This is a genomic window from Pseudomonas gingeri, assembly GCF_013386165.1.
Lineage (GTDB): Bacteria > Pseudomonadota > Gammaproteobacteria > Pseudomonadales > Pseudomonadaceae > Aquipseudomonas > Aquipseudomonas gingeri_C.
This window is the reverse complement of the sequence record NZ_JACAOS010000003.1, coordinates 968,491-993,943: the sequence shown is the minus strand read 5'-3', so window position 1 is coordinate 993,943 and position 25,453 is coordinate 968,491. Positions and strand designations below refer to the sequence as shown.

The 25,453-nt window shown below is 62.2% G+C and carries 22 protein-coding genes, 1 tRNA gene and 1 pseudogene; 12 read left to right on the top strand and 12 right to left on the bottom strand.

Annotation, left to right across the window (positions count from 1 at the left end; all coding sequences use genetic code 11):
• Positions 1–12: 12 nt before the first annotated feature.
• The 6 genes from HX866_RS08980 to argH all read right to left on the bottom strand — a co-directional run bounded on the left by HX866_RS08980 (position 13) and on the right by argH (position 5,824).
• Positions 13–918 carry a polysaccharide deacetylase family protein gene (locus HX866_RS08980; RefSeq protein WP_177139122.1) on the bottom strand — a complete coding sequence of 302 codons (906 nt, stop codon included), beginning with the start codon at positions 916–918 and terminating at the stop codon, positions 13–15.
• Positions 911–1,753: a polysaccharide deacetylase family protein gene (locus HX866_RS08975; RefSeq protein ID WP_177101726.1), complete on the bottom strand. Its 843-nt coding sequence runs from the start codon at positions 1,751–1,753 to the stop codon at positions 911–913. Before HX866_RS08975 ends, HX866_RS08980 begins: the two co-directional genes overlap by 8 nt.
• Before the next feature lie 16 nt (positions 1,754–1,769).
• The gene (locus HX866_RS08970) at positions 1,770–2,588 is read right to left on the bottom strand and encodes an ABC transporter substrate-binding protein (protein ID WP_177139120.1); all 819 of its coding nucleotides are present in this window, start codon (positions 2,586–2,588) and stop codon (positions 1,770–1,772) included.
• Between the two features lie 39 nt (positions 2,589–2,627).
• Positions 2,628–3,392: an amino acid ABC transporter ATP-binding protein gene (locus HX866_RS08965; RefSeq protein ID WP_177097967.1), complete on the bottom strand. Its 765-nt coding sequence runs from the start codon at positions 3,390–3,392 to the stop codon at positions 2,628–2,630.
• A gap of 20 nt (positions 3,393–3,412) precedes the next feature.
• Positions 3,413–4,291 (bottom strand): amino acid ABC transporter permease, encoded by an 879-nt coding sequence (locus HX866_RS08960; RefSeq protein WP_177097966.1) that lies wholly within the window; start codon positions 4,289–4,291, stop codon positions 3,413–3,415.
• A gap of 105 nt (positions 4,292–4,396) precedes the next feature.
• Positions 4,397–5,824 (bottom strand): argininosuccinate lyase, encoded by a 1,428-nt coding sequence (gene argH, locus HX866_RS08955; RefSeq protein WP_177139118.1) that lies wholly within the window; start codon positions 5,822–5,824, stop codon positions 4,397–4,399.
• 307 nt (positions 5,825–6,131) lie between these two features.
• Here argH and HX866_RS08950 point away from each other — a divergent pair, with 307 nt between their 5' ends.
• On the top strand, positions 6,132–7,103 hold the full coding sequence (locus tag HX866_RS08950) for a LysR family transcriptional regulator (RefSeq protein WP_177126112.1): 972 nt from the start codon (positions 6,132–6,134) through the stop codon (positions 7,101–7,103).
• Here HX866_RS08950 and HX866_RS08945 read toward each other — a convergent pair.
• The 5 genes and pseudogenes from HX866_RS08945 to HX866_RS08925 all read right to left on the bottom strand — a co-directional run.
• A pseudogene (locus HX866_RS08945) lies at positions 7,081–7,275 on the bottom strand (type VI secretion system contractile sheath small subunit); the annotation flags it as partial. The gene HX866_RS08950 and the pseudogene HX866_RS08945 sit on opposite strands and share 23 nt — an antisense overlap.
• Positions 7,276–7,639: 364 nt before the next feature.
• Positions 7,640–8,917 carry an efflux RND transporter periplasmic adaptor subunit gene (locus HX866_RS08940; RefSeq protein WP_177126099.1) on the bottom strand — a complete coding sequence of 426 codons (1,278 nt, stop codon included), beginning with the start codon at positions 8,915–8,917 and terminating at the stop codon, positions 7,640–7,642.
• Positions 8,907–10,397 carry a TolC family protein gene (locus HX866_RS08935; RefSeq protein ID WP_177097962.1) on the bottom strand — a complete coding sequence of 497 codons (1,491 nt, stop codon included), beginning with the start codon at positions 10,395–10,397 and terminating at the stop codon, positions 8,907–8,909. Before HX866_RS08935 ends, HX866_RS08940 begins: the two co-directional genes overlap by 11 nt.
• A complete protein-coding gene (locus HX866_RS08930) occupies positions 10,390–11,589 on the bottom strand; it encodes an ABC transporter permease (protein ID WP_177097961.1) in 1,200 nt (399 codons plus the stop codon). Before HX866_RS08930 ends, HX866_RS08935 begins: the two co-directional genes overlap by 8 nt.
• Positions 11,586–12,290: an ABC transporter ATP-binding protein gene (locus HX866_RS08925; RefSeq protein ID WP_177097960.1), complete on the bottom strand. Its 705-nt coding sequence runs from the start codon at positions 12,288–12,290 to the stop codon at positions 11,586–11,588. The genes HX866_RS08930 and HX866_RS08925 overlap by 4 nt, the downstream gene beginning before the upstream one ends.
• A 548-nt stretch (positions 12,291–12,838) precedes the next feature.
• On the opposite strand from HX866_RS08925, the gene HX866_RS08920 reads away from it, so the two are divergent.
• The 8 genes from HX866_RS08920 to HX866_RS08885 all read left to right on the top strand — a co-directional run bounded on the left by HX866_RS08920 (position 12,839) and on the right by HX866_RS08885 (position 23,014).
• On the top strand, positions 12,839–13,594 hold the full coding sequence (locus HX866_RS08920; protein ID WP_177139116.1) for a TetR/AcrR family transcriptional regulator: 756 nt from the start codon (positions 12,839–12,841) through the stop codon (positions 13,592–13,594).
• A 155-nt stretch (positions 13,595–13,749) separates the two neighbouring features.
• Positions 13,750–16,815 carry a formate dehydrogenase-N subunit alpha gene (gene fdnG / locus HX866_RS08915; RefSeq protein WP_177139108.1) on the top strand — a complete coding sequence of 1,022 codons (3,066 nt, stop codon included), beginning with the start codon at positions 13,750–13,752 and terminating at the stop codon, positions 16,813–16,815.
• Positions 16,815–17,756, top strand: coding sequence for a formate dehydrogenase subunit beta (gene fdxH, locus HX866_RS08910; protein WP_177097957.1), 942 nt, complete (start codon positions 16,815–16,817; stop codon positions 17,754–17,756). Before fdnG ends, fdxH begins: the two co-directional genes overlap by 1 nt.
• Positions 17,753–18,406 (top strand): formate dehydrogenase subunit gamma, encoded by a 654-nt coding sequence (locus HX866_RS08905; protein ID WP_177139106.1) that lies wholly within the window; start codon positions 17,753–17,755, stop codon positions 18,404–18,406. The genes fdxH and HX866_RS08905 overlap by 4 nt, the downstream gene beginning before the upstream one ends.
• Positions 18,407–18,410: 4 nt before the next feature.
• Positions 18,411–19,334 (top strand): formate dehydrogenase accessory protein FdhE, encoded by a 924-nt coding sequence (fdhE, locus tag HX866_RS08900; protein ID WP_177139104.1) that lies wholly within the window; start codon positions 18,411–18,413, stop codon positions 19,332–19,334.
• Between the two features lie 171 nt (positions 19,335–19,505).
• On the top strand, positions 19,506–20,993 hold the full coding sequence (selA, locus tag HX866_RS08895; RefSeq protein ID WP_177139102.1) for an L-seryl-tRNA(Sec) selenium transferase: 1,488 nt from the start codon (positions 19,506–19,508) through the stop codon (positions 20,991–20,993).
• Positions 20,990–22,909: a selenocysteine-specific translation elongation factor gene (gene selB / locus HX866_RS08890; RefSeq protein ID WP_177139100.1), complete on the top strand. Its 1,920-nt coding sequence runs from the start codon at positions 20,990–20,992 to the stop codon at positions 22,907–22,909. The genes selA and selB overlap by 4 nt, the downstream gene beginning before the upstream one ends.
• A gap of 9 nt (positions 22,910–22,918) precedes the next feature.
• Positions 22,919–23,014 (top strand) — tRNA-Sec (locus HX866_RS08885).
• A gap of 16 nt (positions 23,015–23,030) precedes the next feature.
• Here HX866_RS08885 and HX866_RS08880 read toward each other — a convergent pair.
• On the bottom strand, positions 23,031–23,645 hold the full coding sequence (locus tag HX866_RS08880; RefSeq protein ID WP_177139099.1) for a TetR/AcrR family transcriptional regulator: 615 nt from the start codon (positions 23,643–23,645) through the stop codon (positions 23,031–23,033).
• A 145-nt stretch (positions 23,646–23,790) separates the two neighbouring features.
• Here HX866_RS08880 and HX866_RS08875 point away from each other — a divergent pair, with 145 nt between their 5' ends.
• The 3 genes from HX866_RS08875 to HX866_RS08865 all read left to right on the top strand — a co-directional run bounded on the left by HX866_RS08875 (position 23,791) and on the right by HX866_RS08865 (position 25,430).
• Positions 23,791–24,231 carry a hotdog fold domain-containing protein gene (locus HX866_RS08875; RefSeq protein ID WP_177097951.1) on the top strand — a complete coding sequence of 147 codons (441 nt, stop codon included), beginning with the start codon at positions 23,791–23,793 and terminating at the stop codon, positions 24,229–24,231.
• A gap of 79 nt (positions 24,232–24,310) precedes the next feature.
• Entirely contained in the window at positions 24,311–24,697 is a 387-nt protein-coding gene (locus tag HX866_RS08870; protein WP_177139097.1) for a DUF2946 domain-containing protein, read from the top strand.
• A gap of 127 nt (positions 24,698–24,824) precedes the next feature.
• Positions 24,825–25,430 carry an SCO family protein gene (locus HX866_RS08865; RefSeq protein ID WP_177126089.1) on the top strand — a complete coding sequence of 202 codons (606 nt, stop codon included), beginning with the start codon at positions 24,825–24,827 and terminating at the stop codon, positions 25,428–25,430.
• Positions 25,431–25,453 lie beyond the last annotated feature (23 nt).

Genomic DNA, 25,453 nt, shown 5'->3' with positions numbered 1-25,453 from the left:
ACCGCTGCACAGTCACGGCAGGTACTTGCGGTAGTGCCGCTCATAGACCGCCGCCGGATGGTCCGCCGTCATGGCGCAACCGTTGTCATCCCACCACTGGGCGACTTCGGCGCCCGTGGCAATCCACACATCATCGTGTTGCTGGATCCCCTTGAGCAACTCTCGCAGCACGCCGATACGCCCCGGCGTGGCAATGACTTCCGGGTGCAGGCGCAACACGTAGCACAGCCCGAATCGATGGAAACCGGCAAAATCCATCTGCAAGTTGCCCAGGGTATGGCTGTAGGAAGCGATCCGCGATTGCGCCGGTGGTACCGCCGGGCTGAGGTTGAAGGCAAAGTAGGGTTCGTCTTCCAACTCATAGTGCAACGGCAGTTCGATCACTTGTGGCGCCGTCGGATGGGCGAAGGGCAGGTCGTCGCCACGCCAGGAGGATGACCAGAGGATGCCTTCGTCGTGCAGGGCCTCGGTGAATCCCGGCAACCAGTTACCGGCCGGAATCCGGAAGCCCCTGGGTCGCTCGCCCGTCAGGGTCGCCAGGGCCTGACAGCCTTGTGCCAGCGCGGCCTTCTGTTCCTCGAGGGGCAGATGGTCGTAGTTCTGGTGCCGATAGCCGGCACAGGCGATTTCATGGCCGCCGGCCTGGATCGCCCGGATGTGCGCCGGCTGCTCCTCGGCGACGATCCCCGGGATGCACCAACTGCTGCGTATGCCCAATTCCTCGAACAGGCCAAGCAGGCGCTCGACTCCGCGCTGGCTGCCATAGCGCCAGACCGACAGGCTCTTGTCGCGCCCGGCAACCTCAGGGGCTTGGGTAAGAATGCCGTGTATGTCGTTGTAATCCACAGTAATGACCACTGCACAACGATACGGAGCCGGCCATGGACTCTGGAACACGGGACGCTGGAACTCAGCCATGGTGATGCTCCTTCAGCCACCAATGGGCGACATCGCGGCAGGTGGCAAACCAGACGTCATCGCGCTGGCGCATATGCTCGAACAATCGCTCCAGCAGCAGGATGCGCCCCGGCTTGCCGGTGATCTTGGGGTGAAACAGGGTGGTCAGGCACAGCCCTTCGTCGACGGCGCCGTCGAATTCGCGGCACCAGTTGTCCAGGGTCAACTCGTAGCTGGCGGTGCGGTCCAGCCCGGAAGGGAAGTTCGGTTCGCGGGTGTAGGCAATGGAGGCGTAGTCGTCCATTTCCCAGCGGCCGGGGATCTCCACCAGCGGTTGCGCGTGGCCGGGGACCTGCACCAGGTAGGGCCGGTCGTCACCGCGCATGCTGCTGGAGTAGGTCACACCGGCTTCCACCAGCATCGCCGGGGTTTCCGCGCGCCAGTCGCCGGAGGGCGTGCGAAAGCCCTCGGCACGGATGTTCAAGTGTTGCCAGAACACCTCGCGGCATTTGTTCATCACGTCCCGCTGCTGTTCCAGCGTCAGGGCGTAAAAGGATTCGTGTTTGTAGCCGTGGTAGGCCACCTCATGTCCCCGTTCGACAATGGCCTGGCATTGCCGCGGCCAGTTTTCCACGACCCAGGCCGGGACGAAGAAAGTGGTCGGCAGGCGGAACTCGTCGAGCAGGTCGAGAATCCGCGGCAACGCCCGATACGGGCCGTAACCGCCAAAACCGAAGTACTCGGGCTTGTGCCAGATCGAGCCATCGAGCATGGCATCTCCGGTCGGGCCGTCGAGGTCGAACGCCAGGGCCAGGCAGGCTTTGTGCCCATCCGGCCAGGTCGGGGTCGAGGACATGGGTGGCAACTCCTGTTTACTGACCCTTGTTGACGGCGATGTTATCGACGGCGCCCACCGACAGGTCCCATTTCTTCAGGATGGCCTGGTAGCTGCCATCGGCGATCATGCTTTGCAGGGCGGCCTGAATAGCATCACGCAGTTGCACGTTTTCCTTGCTCACGCCAATCCCGGTGAACTGCACGACCATCGGTGTGCCGATGATCTTGAAGGTGTTCTTTTCCTGGGCAGCGAGGTACGGCAGGGTTTCGCTGCCTTGCACGGCAACGTTGATGCGGCTCTGGCGCAGCTGCGCGCGGGCGTCGGCCGAACCTTCGGTGCCGATCACCTTGATCTGCTTGTCAGCCGGGCAGTGCGCAGTGCTCCAGGCCGCGATTTCCGCCGGGAAGGTGGTGCGACGGCTGGTACCGGCAGTCTTGCCGCAGATATCGGTCATCTCGTTGATGTCCTTGTTCTTCACCAGGGTGTAGAACTGCGAACCGCTGGTGAAGTAATCAACGAAATCCACGGCCTTCTGGCGCTCGGCGGTGTCGGTCATACCCGAGAGCACGATGTCCACGCGCTTGGTGGTCAGGGCGTTGATCATCTGTTCGAAGGAGGTTTCCTGCCACTTCATTTTCACGCCCATATGCTGGGCCAGGGCGTTACCCAGGTCGAAGTCGACGCCGGTCAGCTCATTGCTGGCCGGGTCCTTGAAGTCCATCGGCGGGTAGTTGGGCATGATCGCGGCGACGATCTCACCCTTGGCCTTGATGCTGGCGGGCAATTCGGCGGCCCAGGTGAAGCTGGAAGCCATCAGGCCGGCGAGTACTGCGGGAATAACGAAATTCTTCATGGTCGTTCTCTTATGAATGTTGTGAAGGCTCAGGGGAACCTAGGTTCGAACGGCAGAAATGAAGCTTTGGGTGCGTGGGTTTTGTGGGCTTATTAGAAGTTCTTCGGGGCTTCCTTCCTCCACGATCTGGCCGCCATCCATGAACACCATGCGGTTCGAGACTTCGCGGGCGAAGCCCAGTTCATGGGTGACGACGATCATGGTCATGCCGGTTTGCGCCAGGTCGCGCATCACCGACAGCACCTCTGCGACCAGTTCCGGGTCGAGTGCCGAAGTGGGTTCATCGAACAGCATCAGCTTGGGCCGCATGGCCAGTGCCCGGGCAATGGCTACCCGTTGCTGCTGGCCGCCGGACAGCTCGATCGGGTAGCTGTCGCGTTTGTGCGCCAGGCCGACCCGGGCCAGCAACTCCAGGGCTTCCTCGACCGACTCCTTGGGCGAGCGCTTGAGGACCTGGACCGGGCCTTCGATGATGTTTTCCAGCACGGTCATGTGCGGAAACAGGTTGAAACGCTGGAACACCATGCCGGTGGCCAATCGCTGGCGGGCGATCTGCGCTTCGTTGAGTTCATGCAGCTTGTTGCCGGCGATCCGGTAGCCCACCAGCTCGCCATCGACCCACAAGCCGCCCTTGTCGATCTTTTCCAGCTGGTTGACGCAGCGCAGCAGGGTGCTTTTGCCCGAGCCGGAAGGCCCGATGATGCACAGCACTTCGCCTTGCTCGACCTCGATGTTGACGTCCTTGAGGGCGTGGAAGGAGTCGTAGTATTTGTTCAGGCCGACAGCCTTGATGATGCTTCTCATGTTCGAATTCTCCAGGACACTTACGAGCGCTTGCCGGCGCCGCGGGCAAAACGCCGTTCCAGGCGGCTCTGGCCGAAGGACAGCACGGTGACGGCGACCAGGTACCAGATCCCGGCGACGATCAGCAGCTCCATGACTCGGGCGTTGGCGTAATAGATGTTCTGGGCGTTGTAGAGCAGTTCCGAGTACTGGATCACACTCGCCAGGCTGGTCATCTTGACCATGCCGATGAACTCGTTGCCCACCGGCGGGATGATGATGCGCATGGCCTGGGGCAGGATGATCCGGCGCAGGGCTTGCAGTTGCGGCATGCCGATGGACTTGGCGGCTTCATACTGGCCGGTGTCCACCGACAGCAGGCCGGCGCGGACCACTTCGGCGGTGTAGGCGCCCTGGTTGATCGACAGGCCCAGCAACGCGGCGACAAAAGGTGTCATCAAGCTGACGGTATCGAACTGGAACAGCCCGGGAATGCCGATGTTGGGGAAGATCAGCGCCAGGTTGAACCACAGCAGCAGTTGGAGGATCAGCGGAGTGCCGCGGAACAGCCAGGTGTAGGTGATCGCCACGTAGCGCAGGATCGGATTGGCGGACATGCGCATGATCGCCGTGATCACCCCGAACACCACGCCCAGGGCCATGGCCAGGATCGCCATGATGATGGTGTTCAGCAAGCCGGTGAGAATGGCCTTGGCGGTCAGGAACTGGCCGATATAGGACCATTCGATCTGACCTTGGGCAAAGGCCCGGACCAGCCCGACCAGGGCAACGACGATCAGGGTGGCGAAGAAGATCCGTCCGTAATAGCGCCGCGGTACGTGTTCGTACTGGGTGATATCGAACTGATTCTCGGCCAGTTTGCGCTCAGCGAGCAAACGTTCTGCCTGGGATTGGCTCATGCTGTTTCTCCGTACGCGGTACCGGGGGCGCCGCCTTGTTTCGGGTGTACACCGTCCTTGCAGGAGCCTGGCTCCGAGAAGGACGTCGGTGTTTTCAAAGCCTTGTTAAACGCGCAGGCCGGCGTATTCGGCGGCCCATTGCTGCTGTGCCTGCAAGGCGATTTTCAACCGGGCAATCTGCTCGCGAACCTGTGCCGGCGCGGTTCCGCCCCAACCGCTACGAGCGGCGATGGCGGCTTCCAGGGTCAGGCATTCACGCACCTCAGGCGTCAGGCGCGGATCGATCTCGGCCAACAGCGCCGGGCTCGCCTCCCAAAGCTCCAGGTCGCCGGCTTCGCAGGCCTTGACCAGCGCTCCGGTGATTTCATGGGCCTCCTTGAACGGCACGCCGCGGATCGCCAACCAATCGGCCACTTCGGTGGCCAGGGTGAAGCCCAGGGGTGCCTGGCGACGCAGTTCCTCGACGTTGACGGTCATGGTCGCGACCATCCCGGCCATGGCCGGCAGCACCAGCAGCAAGGTGTCGACGCTGTCGAGCACGCCGTTCTTGTCTTCGCTCAGGTCGCGGTTGTAGGACAGCGGCAAGGACTTGAGGGTCGAGAGCAGCCCGGTCAGGTTGCCGATCAGGCGGCCGGCCTTGCCCCGTGCCAGTTCGGCGATATCCGGGTTTTTCTTCTGCGGCATGATCGAACTGCCGGTGGCATAGGCATCGTCCAGCGCCACCCAGCGGAACTGCCGGGATGACCACAGGCAGAACTCTTCGGCCAGGCGCGAGATGTTGATCCCGAGCATGCTGGCGACGAACAGGAACTCGGCGACATGGTCGCGGCTGGCCACCGCATCAATGGAGTTTTCGCAGACGCCGCTGTAGCCCATTTCCCGTGCCGATTGCTGTGGCTGACGGGCGATGGCGGACCCCGCCATGGCTGCCGCGCCGAGGGGCGACAGCGAAGTGCGGGCATCCCAGTCCACCAGGCGCTGGACATCACGCAACATCGCCTGGGAGTGGGCCAGCAGGTGATGGGCGAACACGATCGGTTGCGCCTGCTGCAAATGGGTAAACCCGGGGCAGATACTCTGCACATGTTGCTCGGCCTGGTCGACCAGCGCCTGTTGCAGGGCCAGGACCTCTACCGCCAGGGTGCGCACATGGTCACGCAGGAACAGGCGCAGGTCATTGGCGGTCTGGTCGTTGCGCGAACGCCCGGCCCGCAGCTTGCCGCCCAGGGCGCCGAGGCGCTCGGTCAGCAGGCGTTCGATAAAGGTGTGCACGTCTTCGTCGTCGAGGGTCGGTTCAACGCGACCGGCGCGAAAATCTTCGCCGATAGTGTCCAGGGCCTCGACCATACTTTGGGTTTCCTGCTCGTCGAGCAGGCCGGCTCGTTGCAGCTCGTGGGCATGGGCCCGGGAACCGGCGAGGTCATAAGGGGTGAGGCGGAAATAGCGATCCGGGCAGCGGGAGAGGGCGGCCAGGGCAGCGGATGGGCCGCTTTTGAAACGGGCTCCCCAGAGACGGTCGGTGGCGTGGGCCATTGTTGTTTTCCTCACACAGATAAAGGGTTCGACACAGGACCGTTGCCAGCCTTCGAGGAGGGGCAAGGTCATGCATTATCAGGAGGGCAGTTACGAATCCTTGTAGAAGCACCCGCTGGACGTTCGGTGGCAGCTACAAGAAAAAAAGAATGGCTTTTAAGCGCTTGCAATCAGCGACTTGTGGCCGATTTGCAAAAGGAGTCAGTGGTTGCCAAGCCTGGTTTTCTGGGTTCATTATTATCGACCGGCGACGTTTTTCTTGTGGAGCTAAGCCTGTTGAATATGCGGTTCGAGGTCAATAAGCATGATGGAAACCCAGCTTTCCAATTCTGGAAACCCGGCGCCGAAACCTGGACACCGAGCGCCATTGGCCCTCAGTGGACTGGACTTCAAGTTACTCAAAGTGTTCAAGGCGGTGGTCGAGGCCGGGGGCTTCAGTGCAGCTCAGAATGAGCTGAATGTGGGGCTTGCCGCCATCAGCAAGCAGATTTCCGACCTGGAAATCCGCATTGGCATGCGCCTGTGTACCCGCGGGCGGGAAGGCTTTTGCCTGACCGAGGAAGGCAGCCTGGTGTATCAGGCCTCGATTGATTTGTTTGCCTCGGTCGACAACTTTCGTGATCGGCTGAGTTCGGCCCAGAACGAACTGATCGGCGACCTGAGTGTGGGAGTAGCGGACAATACTATTTCCGATCTTAATTCACCGTTAGTTGCCGCATTACGGAAAATCAATGATGAGTCGCCGAAAGTAAGATTTCGTTTGCACGCGGCACAGCTTGATGAAGTCGAGCGAGGGGTTGTAGAAGGGCGTTATATTGCCGGCATCGTACCGGTTTATCAAAAAAGAGAAGAGTTTGATTATTTCACGCTCTATGAAGAACGTTCCGAGGCTTACTGTGGCGTCGGGCACCCATTGTTCGACTCGGAGGATGCGCACAACAGCGTCGAAGTACTGCGCGAACATCCCTTCGTCAACCACCGTTATGCCATTCATCGGGACAAGCTCGACTTCGTGACCTACGACAGTTTTTCCGCCTCGGCGTCCCAGGTGGAAGCCGTCGCCATACTGGTCCAGACCGGGCGTTTTCTCGGCTTCCTGCCGCAGCACTATGCCGCGCCTTGGGTGGCCAGGGGCTTGTTACGGGCCTTGATGCCGGAGCGGGTCAGTTATAACACCTCATTCAATCTGATCCTGCGTCACAACACGACGCGCAGCCCTTTGGTCAAGGCGTTCGCCCAGGCCCTGGGGGTAGATCTCAAGGCGCCGTTGCAGGGGTAGCCGCTGGCTGACGGGGCTCAGCCTCGCGAACCCGTTTGCCCAATACCCGTTCATGGACCTCATTGTTGAGCAGGACGCTCTCAATCACCTGTCGAAAACCGGGTTCGTTGGACAGTGGGCCTTTGAGTGCCACCAGTGCATCGCGTAGTGCCATCAACTTGCTCAAAGGTGGCGCCGGGTTTGACGCGCTACCGTTGGCCGAACTTGACCCGTGCGCATAGGGCACGTCCGCCTTGAGGGCGGTAGGCGGTAACAGGTCGCAATCTTCATTGGACATGACGGATGCTCCGCAGAATATGTGCACTGCGCAAGGAGAACACAGGGTAAAAAACTCGACCTTTTTAGTCTAAAGCAGGCGTGGCCGGGTGCTAGTTATGAGCGGATTTTAATAGCCGTTATATTTGCGGATATATGTGTAGGAGCTTTCTAGAGAATCACTCTGTTTGTAGGTAAAGCTCCCCTCGTCAGCAGGAAGATCCTCCGCAAGCGCAGGGTGCTTTAGCACAGTTGGCGCCTGTTCAGCGGTCATCGGCGCGTCACTCCAACAGCCGTACAAACCCCGGTTGCAAGCCGAATACTTCGACGCCTTCCGGCGTTGCCTGGCCAGCGCTGACCGTCACGCGTCTGATGGGTTGATCGACCGCCTCGCGGTACTCCACCACCAGGCCGTTATCGATATGTTGGAGCGCCGCAGGGGGAAGCACGATTGCCTGATCATTGCGGTAAGTGATGATGGTCAGGCGGGCGCTCATGCCCAGCCGGACCCGTTGCAACTGCTCCGGGCTCAGTTTCGGCACCGAGAGTGTCACCGGGAACTGCGCGCTGCCGCCGGGCGAATCGCTGGGTAGCGCGAGGCTGCTGACAATGTCGACGGCACCGTCGAGCCGCACGCCGTCGAAACCATCACCGAGTATTTCGACACGCTGGCCCTGATGCAACTGGTTGATGTCCAGCTCCGAGACCTTGCTGACGATCTTCAGTTGTTCGATATTGGCCAGGCCGAACAACACCTGCCCCTGGGTGACCCGGCTGCCGTTCTGGACTGGCCCCGAACTGTTGGTTGTGGTGCCTTGGGGGCTACTCGCACCAGGTGCTGGCACGACGATGCCGGCAAAGGGCGCGAGCACATTCTTGCCCTCCAGCAGGGTCCGCAAGGCTTCATATTTAACCGTGGCATTGGTCAGTTCCATGTCGGCGATCTGACGGTATTCGCCCTTGCCCTGGTCGAGGGCCTGTTGCAGGTCACCCTGGGCCGCCGCCAGGTCCAGGCGCTGGGTTTGCAGTTGCTGCTGCAGATCGTCCAGTTCGCTACGGGCGATGATGCCGCGCTGGAGCAGGGTCTGGCTTTCCCGCAGCTTGCGTTCGTTATTGCTGACGGACATTTCCACCGCCCTGAGGGAACGCCGGGAGCGAGCCACCTGCTGGCTGTTGTTCCAATCCTGCAACTCCTGGACGGCGCGGCGGGCCTTGAGCTGGGCGGACAAGGCATCGCGCAGCTGGATTTCCAGCAGTGCCGGGTCCATCTGTACGAGGGCCTGCCCGGACTCGACCCGTTGTCCCTGCTCCACCAGCACGGCGCGAACATTGCCGTCGAAGGGTGCGGTCAGGGTGATGGTCTTCTGCGGTTCGATCTTGCCCACCAGGCCAATCTGGTGGACCAGCGGCGCGGCCTGCACGGGGATCCACTGGGCGTTCTTTGGCGGATCGGCGGCGGGGGCGCGATAGCCGATCAGCGTGGCGGCAGCGACCACCACCAACCCCAGGGCGCCGCCTTGCAGCCAGCGTTTACGGCGAATCGTTCTGTCAGTAGTCATTGAGCGCAATGTCCCAGCTCTCCAGCGTCATGCCCAGGGTCAGATCCAATTGGGTCTGGGCGTTCAAATAGGCAATCAGGGCGTTGAGTCGGGCGTTTTCGGCGTTACGCAGATCGCCTTCATAGCTCAGCACCTGGAAGTTGCTGGAGCGTCCAACACTGAGTTTTTCCCGTTCGATATCCAACTTGCGCCGGGACAGGTCCACCGCGCGCTGGGCGATCTCGTATTGCCGCCAGCGGGTCCCCAGGTCGCGCACCACGTCACTGACGCTGCGCTCCAACGCCTGCTTGGCATCGGCGAGGATGATCTGCTGATTCTCCACATCGACCCGGGCATGCACTTCGGCCTGGCGGGTACTGAGGTCGCCGATGGGAATCTGCACCTGGACGCCGGCGTAGCTGTCCCAACGGCGGCTGCCGACATTCCCGCTGTCGTTATCGGTGCGATCGCGGATCTGGTTGGCCCCGGCCACCAGCGACACATCCCAGCGACTCTGGTCCTTGGCGATCACCAGGTTGAGGTCGGCTTGCTGGCTGCCGAGCAAGGAGGCGAGGTAGTCCGGCTGCTGGACCTGGGCCACGCGAAAGGCGTCCTGCTTGTTGATGGTGATCGGGTTGGCCTCCAACGCCTCGGTGGCGTGGATCGGCGTGGACAGGTCCAGGGCCAGCAGGCGCAGCAGGGACAGGCGATTGACATCCACCTGGTTGCGGGCTTCCTCCACCCCCAGCTCCTGGGTAGCGATGTCGGCTTCGGTCTGGACGATTTCGAATTCGGCCATGCGTCCGGCCGCGATCAGTGCCTTGTTCACGTCCAGCAGGGCACGGGCGCGCTTGAGGGCGTCGGCGGCAATGCTCAGTTGCTCCTGGGACCTGAGCAGTTCGCGGTAGGCCGAGATGATGTCGCTGATGGTCTGGGCGACGCCGGACTTGAGGCTCAGGCGGTTGACCTGCTCGGTGATCCGCGCCAGGCGCAACGGCGCGGTGGTCACATCCCAACCAGCGCCACGCATCAGCGGCTGGATGATCGCCAGGTCGAGGCCGTCGCTGCGATAACGACCGGCGATATCGGCATTGGTCAGTTGCCGGGTCCAGGCCATGCTCAGGCGGGTTCCGTACTCACTGAGCAGGCTGGTGGTCGGCGACAGGGTGGCATTGCGCGCGCTGTCCTTGGAGCCCCGGTTTGCCTGGTAGGTGCCGCTGATCAGCAGCTTGGGGTTGAACAGATCTTCGGAAACCAGCAGGTCGAACTTCTGCCCGATACGTTGCAGGTAGGCGCTACGAATGCTGCGGTTATTGCGCAAGCCCAGATACACCGCATCGCCCAGGGTCAGGTCGGTGTTCTGCTGGCTCAGCAGTGCGCCGCGGGCCTGGCTGCCACGCAGGCTCGGAGCCGATGGCTGGCCGATGAGCGTGTCGGCGGCCAGCGCCGGGTAGCAAAACAGGCAGAGCAGCATCGCCATCCATGGCCGGGGTCTATTCATCGCGCAGGGCCTCAACCGGTTGCAGTCGTGATGCCGAAATGGCCGGGTAAAGGCCGAAAAACAGGCCGACCAACAGGGTGCTGCCGACCCCCAATGGAAGTGACAGGACCGCCAGGGAAAATTGCCAGCCGGATATGCGTGCGTAAACATAGGCGGCGCCCATGCCCAGCAGGGCGCCGGATACTGCACCGACCGCAGTCAGAGTGACCGCCTCCAGCAGAAACAGGTTGCGGATATCCTTGCGCCGCGCCCCCAGTGCCATGCGTACGCCGATCTCCCGGCGGCGCTCGGAGACGTTCATCAGCATTACGTTCATCACCCCGACGCCGCCGCCGACCAGGGAGATGCCGCCCAGGGCCATCAGCAGATAACCGAAGGTCCGGCTTTGCCGGGTCATGCCGTCGATGATCTGTTGCGGCACCTGAACCTCGACTTGGCGGCCCCTGAACGTCTGTTTCAAGGCTTGGCTCAAGGCATCGGCGACCTTATTGGTGTCCTGGCCGGGGGCAACCCGGACGATGAGGTTGCTGATCTGCGGGTCGCTCATGATCCTGCGCAGGCCTTCGATGGGCAGAAACAGCGAGTCGTCGGCCTGCACCGGAATCAGGATGGCGGCTGGCTGGCTACGGGCAATGCCGATCACCTGGAACAGGTAGTCATTGATGCGGATGCGTTCGCCCAGGCGCAGCGGATCTCCGGGCTTGCCCAGTGCCTGGGCAACCTTGGACCCGACCACGGCGTAGGTTTCGCCGTGATCGAAGTCGGAGATGAAGCGGCCTTCGCTGAGCTGCAGGCGCATGGCGCCCATCAGTTGCGCGGTGCTGCCCACCAGGTTGGCGTTGCTGGTCCGGCCGTGAAATACCACCGCGGCGCTGGACAGGGTGATCGGGGCGATATCCAGCAGGCTGGGTAATGCCGTGCTCAACGATGACACGTCGAAGGTCGCCGGCATCGGTGTGCGCATATCGGCGTTGCCGGGGAACGCGACTGACAGCGTATCGGTGCCCATGTCCTTGAAGATCGCCGAGGCTTCCTGCGCCGCGTTATGGCCGATATTGATCAGGGCGATCACCGATGAACTGCCGATGACAATCCCCAGCAAGGCCAGGAGTGAGCGTTTTCCCAGGGTCCTCAGGCTGACAAAGGCTTCGTGAAGCAGTTGGCTGGCGCTTTGTTCGACCCGCGCGTTCATGCCGGGCAAGCCTCGTGTATCACGCCGTTGTGCACGCGGATCTGCCGTTCCAGGCGTTGGGCAATCTGCGGGTCATGGGTGACGATGATCAACGTGACCTGGCGGACCCTATTGAGCTCCAGCAACAGGTCCATGATTTCCCGGGCGGTGCTGCTGTCGAGGTTGCCGGTGGGTTCGTCGGCAAGGATCACCGAAGGTTCGCCCACCAGCGCCCGGGCGATTGCTACCCGCTGGCGCTGGCCTCCGGAGAGGTCGGCAGGGCGATGGTGCGCACGCGCCTCCAGGCCGACCTGTTCGAGCATGGCCATGGCCCGCGTCAGCGATTCCCCACGGGGAATGCCGCGATAACTCAAGGGCAGGGCGACGTTGTCCAGGGCACTGAGGCGTGCCAGCAGGTTGAAACTCTGGAAGACGAAGCCGATCTGGCGGTTGCGGATCGCCGCCAGTTGGTCGGGGCTGGCCTGGAAGATGTCATGGCCGGCAAAACGATAATGGCCATCGTCAGGCAGGTCGAGCAGGCCGAGGATATTGAGCAGGGTGCTTTTGCCCGAACCGGAAGCACCGAGAATAGCGCAGCTTTCACCGGCCGCGATGGACAGCGAGACATTATCGAGAATGGTGAGGGTTTGCTCGGCGAGGCGATAACGCTTGCCGATGCCTTGCAGGGAGATGAAGCCTTCGTGAGCAATCGTGTCTGTCATGGCTGATCGCGCCGGCCGGCCCGGCCTGACAGGAGCCGCCGTCCCGGGCGCGTTGTGGAACGCTCAGGCGGTTCTCGGGGCAGGGACGAGCACAGGGTTTATTTTCTTATTTTAAATAATTGTTTGAATAGTAGCCGTGATCTTGGGTCGGCGCTAGCCGTCTATTTCGTGGAAAACCCAGGCGTTTCCAGCGGGACTTCGTGACAACTGGATACACTTTATTGGTCAGACATGACCGCTGCTACGGGTGCAGACGCTAGCCTTACCCGGATAACAGTGCCGAGCGTGCCGAAAGCTGATGTCAGGCTGCGATCACGAGCCGTTCGGCGTCGATTGAGCGTTTCCGTGAGGCGCGATGACCTGGGCAAAATTGCATCGGACTGTGTCCTTTTTGAAACCAAATAGAATGGTTTTCAAACACCCGATAAGAGACGGTAGCCGGCGTAGAGGCTTGCTTTCAAAGGCTTTCACGGGTATAAAAAATCAAATTTATTTTTAAAACGCTGTTCATCCGGTCAAATTTTCACCCCCGCGAAGGCTCCTCACATATGGTCGCAAAGAAACTCAGTGCCCCGAATGTCACCAAGACCCGATTGCTGGATGCCACGGAGGCACTGTTTATCAAATACGGCTACGACGCCGTGTTGTTGCGCCAGATCACCGAACGCGCCCAGGTCAACCTGGCTGCGGTGAACTACCACTTCGGGGACAAGGATTCCCTGATGACCGCCTTGCTGATGCAGCGCCTGGGGCCGCTCAACGAACAGCGCCTGGAACTGCTGGCCAAATGCGAAGAGCAGGCCGATGGCCCACTGGATTGCGAGACCCTGCTGGGGGTGCTGTTCGCCCCGGCCATGGGCCTGGAGCGCAGCGGCGACGGCGATGAAAGCCGTTCCTTCATTCGTTTCCTGGGGCGGGTCTACAGCGATACCTCGCCCTTTATCCAAGAATACCTCAAGGAACATTACCAGCCGGTGTTCGAGCGGTTCTTCAATGCTTTCGCCCTGGCGCTGCCGGATATGCCGCGTAATGAAGTCGGGGTGCGCCTGCAATTCGCCCTCAAGGCGATTTCCGGGGTGATTGCCGGGACCGAGCTGCGCTTCCTGATGCAGGCCATGAGCCTGGGGCGCCCGGCCACCGATGCCGAAGTCATGGCCAAGTTGATCAGCCTGGTCTCGGCGGCCATTCATGCGCCCATGCAGGATTCCGAGGCGGAGCAGGCGCTGGAGCGTGTCCTGCTGACCCAGCGTTCGATTCGCCAGCAGGGCGTGCCGCTAACGGCCAAGGTGGCCGGCAAGCCCTGACGCCGCCCCTACAATGGTATGGCACCGATGATCAGGTCACATCGCACAATCGCCAATCTTGGCTAGAGTGAAACTGACGGCAATCCTGCCGCCACCGTGATCGTTTCAAAGAGCCCGGCACCTGACCGGGCCCACCACCTGATCGGGAGTACACGATGGATCTCAACCGTCGTCAGTTCTTCAAGGTCGCCGCTATCGGCCTTGGAGGCTCGAGCCTGGCCGCGTTGGGCATGGCCCCGACGCCTGCCTTTGCCGAGCAAGTGCGCCACTTCAAACTCACCCATACCCATGAAACCCGTAACACCTGTCCGTATTGCTCGGTCGGTTGCGGGTTGATCCTGTACAGCCAGGGTGATACCGCCAAGAACGTGGCCCAGAACATCATCCATATCGAGGGTGATGCCGACCATCCGGTCAACCGCGGCACCCTGTGTCCCAAAGGCGCCGGCCTGCTGGACTTCATCCACAGCCCCGACCGCCTCAAGTACCCGCAGGTGCGCAAGCCGGGCAGCCAGGAATGGACCCGGATCTCCTGGGATGAAGCCTTGGACCGCGTCGCCGACCTGATCAAGGCCGACCGCGACGCCAACTTCATCGAGAAGAACGCCCAGGGGCAGACGGTCAACCGTTGGCTGACCACCGGCTTTCTCGCCGCCTCGGCGGCGTCCAATGAGGCCGGTTACCTGACCCACAAGGTCATTCGCAATCTCGGCATGCTGGGGTTCGACAACCAGGCACGTGTCTGACACGGCCCGACGGTGGCAAGTCTTGCCCCGACGTACGGCCGTGGAGCCATGACCAACACCTGGACCGATATCGCCAATGCGAATCTGATCCTGGTGATGGGTGGCAATGCCGCTGAAGCGCATCCGTGCGGCTTCAAATGGGTGACCGAAGCCAAGGCCCACAACCAGGCCCGCCTGATCGTGGTCGACCCGCGCTTTACCCGGACCGCCTCGGTGGCCGACTACTACGCGCCGATTCGTACCGGCAGCGATATCGCCTTCATGGGCGGGCTGATCAATTTCCTGCTGACCGAGGACAAGATCCAGCACGAATACGTGCGCAACTACACTGATGTGTCGTTTATCGTCAAAGCCGGTTTCGGTTTCGAGGACGGGCTGTTCAGTGGCTACGATGCGGCCAGCCGCACCTACACCGACAAGTCTTCCTGGGGTTATGAGCTGGGCGAGGACGGTTTCGCCAAGGTCGACCCGAGCCTGCAGGATCCGCGCTGCGTCTATCAGTTGATGAAAGTGCATTACAGCCGCTATAGCCTGGAGCTGGCGAGCCAGACCTGTGGCATGCCCCAGGACGCCATGCGCAAGATCTGGGACGAGATCGCCACCTGCTCGCAACCGGGCAAGACCATGACGATTCTCTATGCCCTGGGCTGGACCCAGCACTCCATCGGCTCGCAGATCATCCGCAGCGCCGCCATGGTCCAGCTGTTGCTGGGTAACGTCGGGATGCCCGGTGGCGGGGTCAATGCCTTGCGCGGTCACTCGAACATCCAGGGGCTGACGGACCTCGGGTTGCTGTCCAACTCGTTGCCCGGCTACCTGACCCTGGCCTCCGATGCCGAGCAGGACTACGACACCTATATCGCCAAGCGCGCCCTCAAGCCCCTGCGTCCGGGCCAACTGTCCTATTGGCAGAACTACGGCAAGTTCCATGTCAGCCTGATGAAGGCCTGGTACGGCGCCAATGCCACGGCTGAAAACCACTGGGGGTATGACTGGCTGCCCAAGCTCGACAACCCCGGCTACGACATCCTGCGCATGTTCGACCGGATGGGCCACGGACTGGTCAACGGCTATATCTGCCAGGGCTTCAACCCGATTGCCGCGTTGCCCGACAAGAACCGCGTGACCGCGGCCCTGGGCAAACTCAAGTGGCTGGTGGTGATGGACCCGCTGTCCACCGAAACCTCGGAGTTCTGGCGCAATGCCGGGCCCTACAACGATGTCGACACCGGCAGTATCCAGACGGAGGTCATTCGCTTTCCGACCACCTGCTTCGCTGAGGAAGACGGCTCGCTGACCAACAGCAGCCGTTGGCTGCAGTGGCACTGGAAAGGCGCCGAGGGGCCGGGGGAAACCCGCACCGATGTGAAGATCATGAGCGAACTGTTCCTGCGGCTGCGCCAGCGTTACCAGGCTAGCGGCGGGGCCTTTGCCGAGCCGATCCTCAAGCTGAGCTGGCCCTACAAGATCGCCAATGAACCCTCCCCGGAAGAACTGGCCCGGGAAATCAACGGCTATGCCAGCGCGGACTTCACCGATGCCACGGGCAGCGCGATCAAGGCCGGCCAGCAACTGGCCGGGTTTGCCCAGCTCAAGGACGACGGCAGCACCGCTTCGGGCTGCTGGATCTTCTGTGGCAGTTGGACCGAGCAGGGCAATCAGATGGCCCGGCGCGACAACAGCGACCCCTACGGCATGAAACAGCATCTGGGCTGGGCCTGGGCCTGGCCGATGAACCGGCGGATTCTCTACAACCGCGCGTCCGCCGACACCCAGGGCAAACCCTGGTCGCCGGAAAAACGCCTGGTGTGGTGGAACGGCAAGGCCTGGGGCGGCACCGACGTGCCCGACTACAAGCCCGATGTGCCGCCGGAGGCCGGGATGAATCCGTTCATCATGAACCCCGAAGGCGTTGCTCGGTTCTTTGCCGTCGACAAGATGGCCGAAGGACCGTTCCCGGAACATTACGAGCCGTTCGAAACCCCCATCGGCATCAACCCACTGCACCCGGACAACAAGAAAGTCACCAGCAATCCGGCGGCGCGGATCTTCGATTCGGTCTGGGACACCCTGGGGCAGGCCAAGGACTTCCCGTATGCCGCCACCACCTACCGGCTGACCGAGCATTTCCACTTCTGGAGCAAGCACTGCAAGCTCAACGCCATTGTCCAGCCCGAGCAGTTCGTCGAGATCGGCGAGGTGCTGGCCAAGGAGAAAGGCATTGTTGCCGGCGACCGGGTGCGGGTCAGCTCCAAGCGTGGGCATATCGAAGCGGTGGCGGTGGTGACCAAGCGGATTCGACCGCTGCAGGTCAACAATCAGGTCGTCCACCATATCGGTATCCCGCTGCACTGGGGATTCACCGGCGTGGCGCGACACGGCTACCTGACCAACACCCTGGTGCCGTTCCTCGGCGATGGTAATTCACAGACTCCGGAATCCAAGTCGTTCCTGGTCAACGTGGAGAAAATCTGATGGCCAGCCAAGACATCATTGCCCGTTCGGCAACCACCACCTTGCCGCCCTCCGTGCGCCAGCAGGAAGAAGTCGCCAAGCTGATCGACACCACCAAGTGCATCGGCTGCAAGGCCTGCCAGGTGGCGTGTTCGGAATGGAATGAGCTGCGCGACGAGGTCGGCCACAACCATGGCACCTACGACAATCCCCAGGACCTGAGTGCCGAAAGCTGGACCCTGATGCGCTTCACCGAGCATGAGACCCCGGCGGGCACCCTGGAATGGTTGATCCGCAAGGACGGCTGCATGCATTGCGCCGACCCCGGCTGCCTGAAGGCCTGCCCCAGTCCGGGGGCGATCATCAAGCATGCCAATGGCATCGTCGACTTCAACCAGGATCATTGCATCGGTTGCGGTTATTGCATCACTGGTTGTCCCTTCGACATACCGCGTATCTCGCAAAAGGACCACAAGGCCTATAAGTGCACCTTGTGTTCGGACCGGGTGGCGGTGGGCTTGGAGCCGGCCTGCGTGAAAACCTGCCCGACCGGGGCGATTGTCTTCGGCAGCAAGGAAGACATGAAGGAACACGCCGCCGAGCGCATCGTCGACCTCAAGTCCCGTGGTTTCGACCAGGCCGGCTTGTACGACCCGGCAGGCGTTGGCGGCACCCATGTGATGTACGTGCTGCACCACGCCGACCAACCGTCACTGTACGCCGGTCTGCCGAACCAGCCGAGCATCAGTCCTTTTGTCGAGTTGTGGAAAGGCCTCAGCAAGCCCCTGGGCCTGTTGGCGATGGGCGTGGCGGTGCTGGCGGGCTTTTTCCACTATGTGCGCATCGGCCCGCAACGGGTGGAGGAGGACGAGCCGGCAGCGCCGACGGACAGCAGCGTCCATCAGGTCGACCCCAGCGTGCATGTCTTTGATCCGAAAACCGGTGAGGAGCCACGGCCATGAGCGGCAAGCCGATCCTGCGTTATACCGCCAACCAACGGACCAACCACTGGCTGGTGGCGATCCTGTTCTTCATGGCTGGCCTGTCGGGGCTGGCGTTGTTTCACCCGTCGTTGTTTTGGCTCAGCCAACTGTTCGGCGGCGGGCCCTGGACTCGTATCCTGCATCCGTTCATGGGCCTGCTGATGTTCCTGCTGTTCCTCGGGCTGGTGATCCGTTTCTGGCGGGCCAACTTCTTTATCGCCAATGACCGCCTGTGGCTCAGGCGGGTCGACCGGGTGATTCGCAACGAGGAGGAGGGCGTACCACCGATTGGCAAGTACAACCCTGGACAGAAGCTGCTGTTCTGGACGCTGTTGGCTTGCATGCTGGTCTTGCTGGTCAGCGGGGTGGTGATCTGGCGGGCGTATTTCAGCCAGTACTTCGGTATCGGCAGCATTCGCCTGGCGGTGTTGCTCCATGCACTGGCGGCGTTCGTGCTGGTGTTGAGCATCATCGTGCATATTTATGCCGGCATCTGGATCAAGGGCTCGGTCGGGGCCATGCTGCATGGCTGGGTCAGCCGCTCCTGGGCGCGCAAACACCATGAGTTGTGGTACCGCGAAGTCACCCGCAGCGAAGCTCCGACCGCCGAGCCACGGAAAAAGGGATAAGCGCTTGAGCACGATATTGGAACCTGGACAGATCGAAGCCTCGGCCAGTTCGCCGCCGTTCCTGCACCTGCCGCCGCCGACGCTGTTCGCCCTGCGCGCGGCCCGGCTGGAGCATTTGGCGGTCGGGCATCCATTGGCCGAGTACATCACCTTGGTGGCCGGGCTTTGCCAGGAGCAGCAGCGGTTGCTGGAGCAGCCACCGAGTAATCTGTTGCCCGACCCTGAGCGCCAGCGGCTGTGCCTGGAACATGGCCTGCCACCGTTGGCCGCCGACAGCCTGGTGCGCGAAGACCTCTGGCTGCCTTGGCTGGATGCCTTGCTCTCGGGTTATACCAGCAGCGTTCCCGCCGTAAGACAGGCTATCGGCACCTTGCGGGACAGCCGGGCCGGGCAACGCAAAGTCTGGGCGCTGGCTTTGCTTGGTGGCCAATATGCCGGGCTGCCGGCGGCGCTGGTGCCGTTTCTTGGCGCGGCGTTGCAGGCGGCCTGGAGCCATTGGTTGTTGAGCGTGCCGAACCTCGCCTTGAAACCCTGTGACAGCCTGAGCCAGTGCCCGGCCTGTGGTTCGCCGGCGATGGCCGGGGTGATTCGGCACCGGGGTAAGTTCAATGGCCTGCGTTACCTGGTGTGTTCGTTGTGCGCCTGCGAGTGGCATGTGGTGCGGGTCAAGTGCATCTACTGCGAACAGAGCAAGGGGCTCAAGTACCTGAGCCTGGGGGATGACCTGCACGCGGCGGGTCATGCGCCGTTGCGCGCGGAAATCTGCCCGGGTTGCAACAGCTATCTCAAGTTGATCTACCTGGAAGAAGACGCCGAGGCTGAGCCGCTGTCAGCCGATATCACCAGCCTGGCGCTGGACATTCGTCTCGACCAGGAAGGCTACCTGCGTCAAGCCCCGAACCTGCTGCTGGCCCCAGGCGGCGATTGACCGTGTAGGAGCGAGCTTGCTCGCGATGGTAGTCCAGGCACCGCTGGGTGTCAGAGTGCGCGCATTATCGTTGACGTCCATCGCGAGCAATCGAGCGTCGACCGGCTGCTTCTACAGGGAGCGATGGCGTCTACACTCAGGTTTTCGCATCGTGCTTTCAGGAAACCCTTGATGTCCTCAAGCCTTGCCGCTATCCCGCCCCGTCTGCCCTCCATCGATAGCCTGTTGCGCGACCCCGCCTGCCAACCCCTGGTCGAGCGTTACGGCCGCGATGCCTTGCTGGCGAGTCTGCGCCAGCTACTCGACGAACTGCGCGAACCGGCCCGCTCAGGCCAACTCAGCGCCGCCGAACTGACCCCGCCGGTTCTCGCGGGCCGGGTTGGCGAACGTCTGTTCAACCAGCACCGTAGCCGTGTGCAACGGGTATTCAACCTGACCGGCACGGTGTTGCACACCAACCTTGGCCGTGCATTGCTACCGGAAGAAGCCATCGACGCCGTGCAAATGGCTGCCCGCTACCCGCTGAACCTGGAGTTCGATCTGCACAGCGGCAAGCGTGGTGAGCGTGACGATCTGATCGAGGGTCTGATTCGCGAACTGACCGGCGCCGAAGCCGTCACCGTGGTCAACAACAATGCCGCCGCCGTGCTGCTGGCCCTCAACAGCCTCGGGCAACGCAAGGAAGGCATTATCTCCCGGGGTGAACTGATCGAGATCGGCGGCGCCTTCCGCATTCCCGACATCATGGCCCGCGCCGGTGTCCGCCTGCATGAAGTGGGCACCACCAATCGCACCCATGCCCGTGACTATGAAACCGCCATCGGCCCACGCAGCGGCCTGCTGATGCGGGTGCATGCGAGCAACTACAACATCCAGGGTTTCACTGCCCAGGTGCCCACCGCCGAGCTGGCACAGATTGCCCATCGCCATGGGCTGCCATTGCTCGAAGACCTCGGCAGCGGCAGCCTGCTCGATCTCACACGCTGGGGCCTGCCGGCCGAACCGACGGTGCGCCAGGCGCTGGAAGACGGTGCCGATATCGTGACCTTCAGCGGTGACAAATTACTCGGCGGCCCCCAGGCCGGGCTGATCGTCGGGCGCAAGGAACTGATCGCGAAGATCAAGAAGAATCCACTGAAACGGGCATTGCGGGTCGACAAACTGACCCTTGCCGCCCTGGAGGCGGTACTGGGGTTGTACCGTAATCCGGATCGATTGGCCGAGCGTTTGCCCAGCTTGCGTCTGTTGACCCGGCCCCAGGCGGAGATCCTGGCCCAGGCCGAGCGTCTGCGCCCGTTGTTGGTCGCTGTCTTGGGGGAGGGTTGGAATGTCTCGGCAGTGCCGGCGCTGGGCATGATCGGCAGCGGCAGCCAACCGGTGGCGCGCTTGCCCAGCGCGGCGTTGTGCCTGCGGGCCAATACCTCGAAACGTTTGCGCGGACGTAGTCTGCATGGACTGGAGGCGGCGCTGCGGGGCTTGCCGATTCCGGTGTTGGGGCGAATCGATGATGACGCCTTGTGGCTGGATTTGCGTCAGTTGGATGATGAGGCGGCTTGGGTGGCACAGCTTGAGGGGTTGAGCCTTGGGACCGCGTCATCGTTTATCGCGAGCAAGCTTGCTCCTACAAAAAGCGGGTCGCAGGGGAGTCGGGTAGGGTGATCGTCGGCACGGCGGGGCATATCGACCATGGCAAGACCAGCCTGCTCCAGGCATTGACCGGCCAGGCCGGCGACAAACGCCGGGAGGAACGCGAACGCGGTATCACCATCGACCTGGGTTACCTCTATGCCCCGCTGGCGAGCGGCGCCGCGCTGACCGGTTTTATCGATGTGCCCGGCCATGAACGGTTTATCCATAACATGCTGGCCGGTGCCCAGGGGATCGACCTGGTATTGCTGGTGGTGGCCGCCGACGATGGGGTGATGCCCCAGACCCGTGAGCATCTGGCGATTGTCGAACTGCTGGGCATTCCCCAGGCGCTGGTGGCGATCAGCAAATGCGATCGGGTCGAACCGGTGCGCAGGATTCAGGTGCGCGCCGAGATCCAGGCGCTATTGGCCTCTGGCCCTTATGCGCAGGCGCCGCTGATCGAGGTTTCCAGTGTCAGCGCAGAAGGCATCGAGACACTTCGTCAGGCCTTGCTCCAGGCCCAGGATGAGATTCGCCGACGCAGTGCCGAAGGCGGCTTTCGCCTGGCCATCGACCGTGCGTTCAATGTGCCGGGCAGTGGCATCGTGGTCACGGGGACGGCGTTGTCCGGCCATGTCAGTACCGGCGACATCCTGGCACTCGGCCCCACGGGCAAAGCCGTGCGGGTTCGCGGCCTGCACGCGCAGAACCAGCCGGGGAACGAGGCGTTCGCCGGGCAACGGGTCGCGCTGAACCTGAGTGCCGAGCGCCTGACACTCGAGCAGATTCACCGCGGCCACTGGTTGCAGTCCGAGTGGCTGCACGCACCGACTCAGCGGCTGGACATCGAGCTGCAACTGCTTCCCAGCGAAATACGCCAGTTCGAACATTTCAGCCCGGTGCACATTCATCTGGGGACCCAGGATGTACTCGGCCGGGTGGCACTCCTGGACACCACGCGGCTGGCACCGGGAGGGCGGGCCTTTGCCCAGTTGATCAGCCATGGACCGTTGCACGCCGTGTACGGCGATCGCCTGGTGTTACGTGATCAAAGCGCCCAACGAACCCTGGGCGGGGGCCGGGTGTTGGACCCCTTTGCGCCGACCCGTCACCGGCGCAGTCCCGAGCGTCTGGCGCAATTGCAGGCCTTGGCCGGGGCCCCGAACCTGGAAGCGGTGTTGCCTACATTGCTCGCCGGCAGCGCCGGCGGTCTTGATCCGCAACGGCTGGAGCGCCAGTTCAATCGCCTGCGCGGTACCTGGAACCTGCCCGCCGACATCCGAGTGATTACCACGCGGCAAGGGCCGTTGCTGTTCAGCACCGTGGGTTGGCAAGCCCAGAAGGATGCCTTGCTGGCGCATCTGGCGCGCTTTCACGCCCAGGAACCCGATCAATTGGGGCCCGATCGTGATCGCTTGCGGCGCTTTGCCGCCTTGTCGCTGGAACGCCCGGCGTTTATCAGCCTGCTGGACGCTTTGCTCGAAGAAGCCGTGCTGGTTGCCAGCGGCCCCTGGTTGCATCTGCCCGAGCACCAGGTGCGCCTGAGCGATGACGACGATGGTTTGTGGCGACAGCTGCAACCACTGCTGGAGCAGAGCGCCGTCGATCCGCCGTGGGTACGCAGTCTGGCGCAGTCCACCGGGCAGGATGAAGCCGCCGTGCGCCTGTTGCTACGCAAGCTGGCAAGACTGGGGCAGGTCTACCAGGTGGTGAACGACCGTTTTTACACGGAGGCGGCAGTCCGGCAATTGGCAGCTATGCTGGTGCAGTTGGCGGCGGATAACCCGACAGTGCGGGTGATTGCCTTTCGTGATCGGTTGGGGTTGGGGCGTAAACGCTGCATTCAGATACTCGAGTTTTTCGACCGGATCGGTCTGACGCGGCGGGTCGGCAACCTGCGTTTTATTCGCGCTGACAACGCGCTGGCCCGTGAAGGCCTGCGCTGAAGATTTCAAGGAAGGCAATCGCGCCCGGTGGCGCGGCCGGGCTTCAAACCCGGTTGGGGACGGCATCTGTTCCCGGGCAGGTTCGACTCCGGCTGCCTTCCGCCAATTTCCCACCCATCCGTTAGACCTGCAACGAACGCCAGGCCGCTACGGCCAACTCGGTCCTGAACGTCGCGGGGCGACTCTGAACCCGCCCGGATAACCAGGCCCGGCAGTAATTCTCGGCCTGCCCGACAATCAACGACAGCAACAACTCGGCAGGAATGTTCTTCAGGCCGTCGGCGTGGGCCGGCTCGCTCAGCCATTCGCGTAACTGCCGATTACGTGCCTTGTTACGGCTGGCCAACTCCGTGGCGTGAGGCCCCTGGGCCACGACAAATCGAGCCTGGAACTGGAAGCGTGCCCATTGCGGTTGCTCGTCCACCCAGTCGACATAGCTGTGCACCAGTGCCTGAACACCGTCCTGCAAGGTTCGGGCAGCCGAGAGATAACGCTCACGCAACCCGGCCTGGTCTTCCAGCGCGGCGAAGAACAGTGCCGCCACCAAGCCTTCCTTGTTGCCGAAGTGGTGATAGATCGCCCCGACACTGGTATCGCACTCGGCGCGGATGGTCTCGATGGTCGTGGCTTCGATCCCGTGCTCGTTAAAACTGGACAGCGCCTGCGCCAGGATCGCGCGTTTCAATTCGGCCCGACGGCCCGGGTAACAGCGTTCGAGAAGATCAAGGTTTTCCATGGAAGCAACAACCTAAGTCCGGTGGCAAGGCAGGAATCGGAGGGGAGGGTGGAGTGAGCTTGACAGATTTTCAACAAACAGAATATTGTTCTTTTACAGAATAATATTCTGCAACTCAAACAAGACATCCACAGAGGTACACCCCATGAGCCAGTTCCTGAGCATGTTCACCAGCGTCGGTCCGGAAAAATTCAGTCAGATGGCCTGCCAGATGGCCCCTTACTTCAGCACCATCAACCCGTTGATCAGTGAGCTGCGTGCGGGGCATTCGCAGGTCCAGGTACCGTTTCGTCGGGAAATTACCAATCACCTGGGCAGCGTCCACGCCATTGCCCTGTGCAACGCCGCAGAGCTGGCGGCCGGAGTGATGACCGATGTGTCGATTCCGCCAGGGGCGCGCTGGATTCCCAAGGGCATGAGCGTTGAATACCTGGCCAAGGCCAAGACCGACGTGCGCGCCGTGGCCGATGGCAGTGCCGTCGACTGGTCGAGCCCGGGAGACAAGGTCGTGGTGGTGGACATTCGTGACGAGGAGGGCGTGCAGGTGTTCACGGCGCGTATCACCATGAACGTCAAGTTGGCGTGAAGCCTGTGGCCCCGGGCGGTGCTCGATGTGCCATTTTGTCGCACCACCGGCCACGGCGACGGTGTTACATTCTGCGCCTATGAAACCCATTCAGTCCCTTCGATCGTCCGGACGCCGTCGCATCGGCGCCTGGCTCAGCCTGCTGGCGATGCTGCTGGTCTTCGCCGGCCCGCTGATCGGGCAGGGGCTGAGTCTGGCCCACGGCGCCGCCCCGGCGAACGATGATATCTGTGGCGCCGTCCCCGGCCCGAGCCTGGCGGATCATCACGGGACGATGCTCTGGGAGAAATGCGGCTATTGCTCGCTGCTGTTCCAGCACCCGGCGCTCAGCGACTCCCATGCCCTGGCGCCGCGTCTGGCCCTGGTCCCGGTCAGCTTTGCGCACAATCATTTCATCCCCGAGCAAGCTTCGGCCCCGGTTTTCCCGGGTGCCCGCTCCCGTGCGCCGCCTCAGGCCAGCGTCTGATCTGCTGTACCGATCATTGTCGGGACGGCCTGCTACCTGATACGCCCTGACGCCCGCTGATGTGCGTCAATAGGCCTTTTCGGTAGCGCAAGGCCGCGACATCGCTCCATACGAAGGACTACAGAACATGAATGAATTGCTGACTCGCCGCCAGGTGGTTGCCGGCCTTGGCCTGCTCGGCCTCGGCGCGCTGACCGGTTGTGACAGCTCCAACAGCCTGTCGTACAAATACGGCAAGGACCTGAGCGACGAGATCCTCGGGCGGACCTTCAAGCTGAAGGACACCGCAGGCAACGTCAAGACGCTGTCCAGCTACCGCGGCCTGATGCCGATGGTGTTTTTCGGTTTCACCCAGTGTCCGGCTGTCTGCCCGACCGCGCTGGCCAGGGCGGTCCAGGCCAAGAAGCTGATGGGCGTGGACGGTGATCGTTTGCAGGTGATCTTCATCACCCTGGACCCGGAGCGCGATACGCCCAAGGTGCTCGATGCCTATGTAAAAGCCTTCGACCCCAGCTTCGTCGCGCTTTACGGCACCCTGGAAGAAACCGCGGCCACCGCCAAGGAATTCAAGGTGTTCTACGAAAAAATCCCCAGCGGTTCGACCTACACGCTGTCCCATTCGGCCACCAGTTTTGTCTATGACACGCGGGGCGTGTTGCGCTTGGGGCTGTCGCCATCGCTGTCGGCCAAACAGTGTGCAGAGGATCTGCTCACGGTGATGGAAGTCTGCTGATGAATACTCGAATTAAGAAGGTC